The sequence below is a fragment of the Acuticoccus yangtzensis genome (assembly GCF_001927245.1).
Lineage (GTDB): Bacteria > Pseudomonadota > Alphaproteobacteria > Rhizobiales > Amorphaceae > Acuticoccus > Acuticoccus yangtzensis.
In genome coordinates this window covers 1-3,884 of the sequence record NZ_MJUX01000024.1, presented here as the reverse complement: position 1 = coordinate 3,884, position 3,884 = coordinate 1, and the positions used below count along the sequence as shown (strand labels likewise).

Genomic DNA, 3,884 nt, shown 5'->3' with positions numbered 1-3,884 from the left:
GACGAAGATCGCCAGAGAGCAACTTGGGCATGGTGGCTGGCCCTCCACCGCCAGCCACCATGTTGAATCAGAATGCTGCTGATTCGGGAATCCCCTGCCGATTCACTCTGAGCGCGAAGCGCTCTAGAGCGTGTTTCTCTCAGCCTGGCTTATATCCGGATGCGGTGAAGTAGTTGCGTGCGTGTTGCGGTGTGACGAGTTTCATAACCTCGCCAATCCGATCCCACATGCCGTCGCGGGTGCGCTTGGTGGCTTTCCGGAGGTGGGCCTTGATCTGTGAGGTGGAGTTGCTCCGGTTTGGTGGACGCACTTGCTCTTCAGAGGAGAGTGCCGCGATGCCGAGAACGAGAAGTCCCTATCCGGCGGAGATCGCGAACAGATCGTCGCGTTGGCGCGTGCCGGCCGCAGCGTCGAGGAGTTGGCGCGGGAGTTCGAGCCGTGTGCCCACACGATGCACGGCTGGATCCGCCAGGCCGAGCGTGATGGCGGCAGCCGCACCGATGGGCTGACGAGCGAGGAGCGCGAGGAGCTGCGGCGCCTTCGCCGCTAGAATCGCCAGCTGCGGCAGGAGAGAGATATCCTCTCAAAGGCCGCGGCCTGGTTCGCACAGGAGAGCGGCGCGACGCGCTCTCGGTCTTGCGATTCATGACTGCGAACGAGGCCGTGTACCCGATCCAGACGATGTGCCGTGCGTTCGGCGTCTCGCGGGCCGGCTTCTACGCCTGGCGCGATCGAGAGCCCAGCCAACGCGCCCGGAGTGACGCCAACCTCGCCGCCCGCATCCGCACGATCCCCAAGGCGTCGAGGGAAAGCTACGGCGCACCGCATCCAAGCCGAGCTCAAAGACGCAGTCGTTGCAGCGAGCCGCAAGCGCATCGCACGGCTGATGAAGGACGAGGGTGACCTGCCCCGGTAATTTCGAACCAACAATTCCTTGAGAGGCTGGCCTCCTGGATGGAGGGAAGGATGCGTAAGTCGAGGTTCACAGACGAGGAGATGGTGTCTATCGTGCGGGAGGCGGATCGCGACACGACGCCGACGGTGGCCAAGCGGCACGGTGTCAGCGAGCAGACCATCTACGCGTGGCGCAAGCGTTTCGGCGCGTTCGAGGCCGACGACGTACGGCGGCTGAAGCAGCTGGAGGCGGAGAACACCCGGCTGAAGAAGTTGGTGGTCGAGCGGGACCTCGAGATCGAGGTAATGAAGGAGATCGCTGCAAAAAATGGTGAGCGTGCCGGAGCGTCGCGCGGCCGTGGCCTATGCGGTGAGCCGAGGCCTGTCGCAACGGCGCGCCTGCACGCTGATCGGGCCACGACGGGGCGCACCGCTGCGGTATGTGGGGCCTCCGCGACCGACCCCGTCGTCCAACCGCCCCGCACGGGGCTCAACGAGGCAGACACAGGGGCAGCGCTCTCAAGCTACGCGCGGTACGAAAAATCCAGGCAGGTCAAGGGTGAACCGCCCCGGGTTTGTCGGAGGCCCCAACTCCTGAGAGGATGGGGCAATGACGAGCAAGACGACGAACAAGTTTTCCGTGAGCTGCGGCAGGCGAATGAGATCCTGCGCAAGGCGTCCGCATATTTCGCTCAGGCGGAGCTCGACCGCCGGTCGACGACATGATCGCGTTCATCGATGATCACCGCGGTGCGTATGTGGGCGAGCCGATCTGCAAGATGCTGCCGATCGCCCCGTCGACTTACCATGCTCACGTCGCCCGGCGGCTTGATCCGTCAAGCTCTCGGCACGAGCAAAGCGGGACCTGGAGCTGAAGGCCGAGATCGAGCGAGTCTTCGCCCAGAACTTCGAGGTCTATGGTGCACGCAAGGTCTGGCGACAAATGATGCGGGAGGGGTTCGACGTTGCCCGCTGCACCGCCCTGCGGCTGATGCAGAGCATGGGTCTGCAAGGCGTGATCCGCGGCAAGCCGGCCGGACCACCATTCAGGACAAATCGGCGCCATGCCCGCTCGATCACGTGAACCGGATCTTCCATGCCCCGGCGCCGAACAGGCTTTGGCTGTCGGACTTCACCTACGTCAGCACCTGGTCGGGCTTCGTCTACGTCGCCTTCGTCATCGACGCCTATGCCCGCCGCATTGTCGGCTGGCGGGTGAGCCGGGCCGCTCATGCGGGCTTCGTGCTGGATGCCCTTGAACAGGCCCTGCACGAACGACGGCCCGTTCATCGCGCCGGCCTGGTGCATCATTCCGACAGGGGTTCTCAATACGTCAGCATTCGCTACACCGAGCGCCTGGCCGAGGCTGGTACCGAGCCCTCCGTCGGCAGTGTCGGCGACAGCTATGACAACGCCCTCGCCGAAACGATCAACGGCCTTAACAAGGCCGAGGTCATCCATCGGCGTGGTCCCTGGTGATCCTTCGAAGCCGTCGAGTTCGCGACGCTCGCCTGGGTCGACTGGTTCAACAATCGCCGGCTCTTGGAGCCCATAGGCAACATTCCGCCCGCCGAAGCCGAGGAACGCTACCACGCCCAGCGCGACCACCATCAAATAGCTGCGTGACTTCAACCAAACGGCCTCCGGTGAAACCGGGGCGGTTCATCACCGCGGTCGAGGAGTGACGCGAGAACCTGTTCGATAAAGGCCTCGAACCAGACCCGGTTGACCGCCCTGTTCAGCACCATTGGCGAGACGATCCCTCTTGCCGATAGCCCAAGGACTAGCGTGGTCGTCTTCCAATGGCCGACCGGCACGGCATACGTAGTCGCTCGCCTTTGCGGCACCGGCCATGGGTTCGGCCCATCTTGGTGTTGGTCCAGGTCTCGTCGACGAAGATCAGCCGCTCCAGATCTAGATCCAGCTGCCCATCGAACCACGCCTGGCGCCGCTTCAGGACATTCGGCCGGCTCTGTTCGCTAGAGCGCTTCGCGCTCAGAGTGAATCGGCAGGGGATTCCCGAATCAGCAGCATTCTGATTCAACATGGTGGCTGGCGGTGGAGGGTCAGCCACCATGCCCAAGTTGCTCTCTGGCGATCTTCGTCTTCGCGTTGTCCGCGCGATAGACGACGGAATGTCCCGCCGCCAAGCCGCGGCGCGGTTCGATGTCGCCCCGTCCACGGCCATCCGTTGGCACGGGGAATGGACAAGAACCGGGTCATGCCGCGCCAAGCGTCAGGGCGGCGATCGCTGGTCCCATGTGACCGAAGCGCACCGGGATCGCATCCTCGCCCTCTTGGACGAGGCGGGCGACATCACGCTGACCGAGCTCAAGGAGAAGCTCGGCGAGACCGGAGACACCGTGTCGATTTCATCCCTCTCGCGCTTCTTCAGGCGACACGGGATCACGCGCAAAAAAAGACCGGCCACGCGGCCGAGCAGAGTCGCGCCGACATCCTCGCCCGCCGCCGCGCCTGGTTCGACGGCCAGGACGACCTCGAGCCCGCGCGGCTGATTTTCATCGACGAGACCTGGGCGAGCACCAAGATGGCGCGTTCGCACGGTCGCTGCCGGCGCGGCGAGCGGCTGCGCATGCCGCTGCCCTTCGGTCATTGGAAGACCACCACGCTCGTGGCCGGCCTCTCATTATCGGGCATCGTCGCGCCGATGGTTCTGGATCGTGCGATCAACCGGACCTGGTTCGAGGCCTATGTGGAACAGGTCCTCGTCCCTTGCCTGACCCCAAGCAATGTCGTGGTGATGGACAATCTGGGAAGCCACAAGGGGCAGCGCGTTCGCCAGTTGATCGAGCGCGCCGGGGCAACGCTTCTGTTCCTCCCGCCCTACAGCCCCGACTTCAACCCCATCGAGATGGCCTTCGCCAAGATCAAAGCCCTGTTGAAGAAGGCCGCTGAGCGAACTGTCACCGCCCTTCGGGATCGCGTCGGCGACGTCCTCCACCTCGTCACCCCCGACGAGGCCCGCGCCT

At 64.2% G+C, this 3,884-nt stretch carries 2 protein-coding genes, 3 pseudogenes and 1 other annotated feature; of the genes and pseudogenes, 4 read left to right on the top strand and 1 reads right to left on the bottom strand.

What is annotated here, in order from left to right; genetic code table 11:
• The first annotated feature begins 310 nt into the window (after nucleotides 1-310).
• From BIX52_RS22300 to BIX52_RS23160, 3 genes and pseudogenes are all read left to right on the top strand, one after another.
• Nucleotides 311-550 (top strand): transposase, encoded by a 240-nt coding sequence (locus BIX52_RS22300; RefSeq protein ID WP_108676366.1) that lies wholly within the window; start codon nucleotides 311-313, stop codon nucleotides 548-550.
• A 416-nt stretch (nucleotides 551-966) separates the two neighbouring features.
• A pseudogene (locus tag BIX52_RS23880) lies at nucleotides 967-1,324 on the top strand (transposase); the annotation flags it as partial.
• Nucleotides 1,325-1,521: 197 nt separating this feature from the next.
• A pseudogene (locus BIX52_RS23160) lies at nucleotides 1,522-2,520 on the top strand (IS3 family transposase); the annotation flags it as partial.
• Nucleotides 1,575-1,691: a sequence feature (AL1L pseudoknot), on the top strand. (Overlaps the previous pseudogene by 117 nt.)
• Nucleotides 2,521-2,582: 62 nt before the next feature.
• Here the strand turns inward: BIX52_RS23160 and BIX52_RS23875 are convergent.
• Nucleotides 2,583-2,878, bottom strand: a pseudogene (locus BIX52_RS23875) (transposase); the annotation flags it as partial.
• Between the two features lie 91 nt (nucleotides 2,879-2,969).
• Here BIX52_RS23875 and BIX52_RS22635 point away from each other — a divergent pair.
• A protein-coding gene (locus BIX52_RS22635; RefSeq protein WP_245803274.1) for an IS630 family transposase occupies nucleotides 2,970-3,884 on the top strand; the annotation gives its coding sequence in 2 pieces (ribosomal slippage) (nucleotides 2,970-3,318 and nucleotides 3,318-3,884; 916 coding nt annotated over the 2 pieces). This gene is flagged as partial in the annotation.